3 protein-coding genes are annotated in these 2,223 nt (G+C 70.1%); 2 read left to right on the top strand and 1 reads right to left on the bottom strand.

What is annotated here, in order from left to right:
- On the bottom strand, positions 1-425 hold a 425-nt coding region (locus VIB55_RS24320; RefSeq protein ID WP_331879279.1), incomplete at its 3' end, for a PQQ-dependent sugar dehydrogenase.
- Between the two features lie 220 nt (positions 426-645).
- Here VIB55_RS24320 and VIB55_RS24315 point away from each other — a divergent pair.
- Positions 646-1,047 carry a YciI family protein gene (locus tag VIB55_RS24315; RefSeq protein WP_331879278.1) on the top strand — a complete coding sequence of 134 codons (402 nt, stop codon included), beginning with the start codon at positions 646-648 and terminating at the stop codon, positions 1,045-1,047.
- 76 nt (positions 1,048-1,123) lie between these two features.
- Positions 1,124-1,531, top strand: a complete 408-nt coding sequence (locus tag VIB55_RS24310) for a VOC family protein (protein ID WP_331879277.1) — start codon at positions 1,124-1,126, stop codon at positions 1,529-1,531.
- Positions 1,532-2,223: the final 692 nt, after the last annotated feature.

Here is a 2,223-nt window from a genome sequence, read left to right as displayed (position 1 = left end):
CCGCCCTGGCCGCGCGGGTCCACCGGCGTCACCCCCGCGATGGGCGCGCCCACCTGCCCGGCTGCGGAAACGATCCGCATCTGCCCGGCCTTTTCCGTCACCAGGAAGCGCCCATCCGGCAGCGGCTCCACCGACCACGGCTTCTGCAGCCCCCGGGCGACCACGGCCACGTCATAGGCCCCGCTGGACTTTACCCCGCACACCCGCGTCTGCCCGGCGAACGCGGGCTGGTTGCTGGGCGTGTTCGCCGGGCGCGTTTCCAGCGGCGTGCAGTCGGCGGACTGGGCGACGGGCGGCTGCGTGGCCGACGTTTCGGCCGACGGCTCGTTGTCGACGGGGACGTTGTCCGGCGAATCGGTGCGCGGCGCGCAGGCCGCCATCAGCCCCGCGAGCACGGGAAGGGCGAGCACGACTCTCGTCTGCATGGCTCTGTGTATCCTCTGAGCGGTCGGTTCGATCAGGTGGAACATCCACCGGCGGCGGACCCGGTGCAAAATGCGGGCGACGGGCGCCGCCAGCCGAGATGCACGCGGAAGAGGCCACGTCGTGATCTGGCGCTTCCGTGACGGGGAAAGCAGTTTGCCGGGACGCGCGCGGACGCCCGTGCGCCCGCCGCCGGCTCACCTTGAAGAGAGCGACACGACGATGCGGTTCATGATCATGTTCAGGAACGACGGCGACAGCGAAGTCGACGTGCCGCCGTGCATCGACCTGGACGAGATGGGCAACCTGATGCACGAGCTGACGTCCACCGGCGTGCTGCTGGCCACCGAGGGGCTGAAGCCGAGCGAAAAGGGCGCGCGCGTGCGGATGGCGGGCGGCAAGCGCGTGGTGGTGGACGGCCCGTTCACCGAGGCCAAGGAGCTGATCGCCGGCTTCGCCCTCGTTCAGGTGGATTCGAAGCAGGCCGCCATCGACCTCGCGGAGCGCTTCCTTCGCGTGGCCGGTCAGGGTTCCGCCGAGGTGCGCGAAGCCTTCCAGCCCGACGCGGCGCAGGACACCGGGGAAGACGCCGCCGCCCGTCTGCGCTCCCCGGCGCTCGTGTAGCACCCGTGTCGATTTCGCGACTCGTCGTTCGACGTCCAGGCAGCGAGCAGTACCCACCCCACACCACGAGGACCGCATGTCAGAATCCACCAATCCCCCCGTGATGACCGGCGTCACCCCGTACCTGACGGTGCGCGGGGCCAGCGACGCCTCCGCCTTCTACCAGGCGGCTTTCGGGGCCCAGGAACTCGCCCGCATGCCCGACGAGAAGAGCGGCAAGCTGATGCACTGCCACCTGCGGATCAACGGCGCCGACGTGATGATGTCGGACGAGTTTCCGGAGTATGGGATGGACATGGGCGAGGGGCCGAAGGGCGTGACGCTTCACCTTCAGGTCGACGACGCCGACGCGTGGTTCGAGCGTGCCGTGGCGGCCGGCGCCACGGTGACGATGCCCCTGGCCGACCAGTTCTGGGGCGACCGCTACGGCCAGCTGAAGGACCCGTTCGGCCACAGCTGGTCCATCGGCGCGTCGAAGAAGTAGGCCCTCACAAACGGGCCCGTCGCGATCCGCGGGCGCCCCCCATCCCCAGCCCTTCCCCCGCAAACAGCCGCGGGGGAAGGGAGCCAGTGTGGTGCGCGCCCGTCGATGCGGGTGCGTGCCGAAGTCCTAGCGTACCACCACAGCCTGTCGACCCTGAGGCCCAGCCGCACCCATCCGTAGCGCACCACAGCCTGTCATCCTGAGGCCCAAGCGCACCACATCCGCCCGCAGCACATCCGGCGCGGGCCGAAGGATCTAGCCTCGGCCGGCACGAAGCCCGGTCGCGGCACCCGTTACCCGTGCAGAGGCCTCGGCCTCGCAATGGCGGTTGAAACCGCAGCTGGCAAATCCCGAAGTTCGCCTTCGCGGACTGCACGGGCGAGTCGAGTGCACCAAGCCGGCCGGAGCGCAAACGAATTCTCCCCTCTCCCGCTTGCGGGAGAGGGGCTGGGGGTGACGGCAGCCGGGGAATGCGCCGGAACCGTCGAAGCGCACCTCACCTCGTGCAGCAACGCCAGCCCAAACACCAACGCCGGCCGCCACCCTGTCCGTCCGAGGCCCGGGCCTCGGTGGCCGCTGCCGCGCCCAGACGATTACCCGTCCGCGGCTAGATCCTTCGGCCCGCGAAGGTTGCGACAGGGGCAGGTTCGGCGCGCTTGGGCCTCAGGATGACAGGCGTTGGTGCGCGACGG

This window comes from Longimicrobium sp. (genome assembly GCF_036554565.1).
In the GTDB taxonomy this organism is placed as follows: Bacteria; Gemmatimonadota; Gemmatimonadetes; order Longimicrobiales; family Longimicrobiaceae; genus Longimicrobium.
The sequence above is the reverse complement of the archived record's forward strand: the minus strand, read 5'-3'. Positions and strand labels throughout refer to the sequence as shown.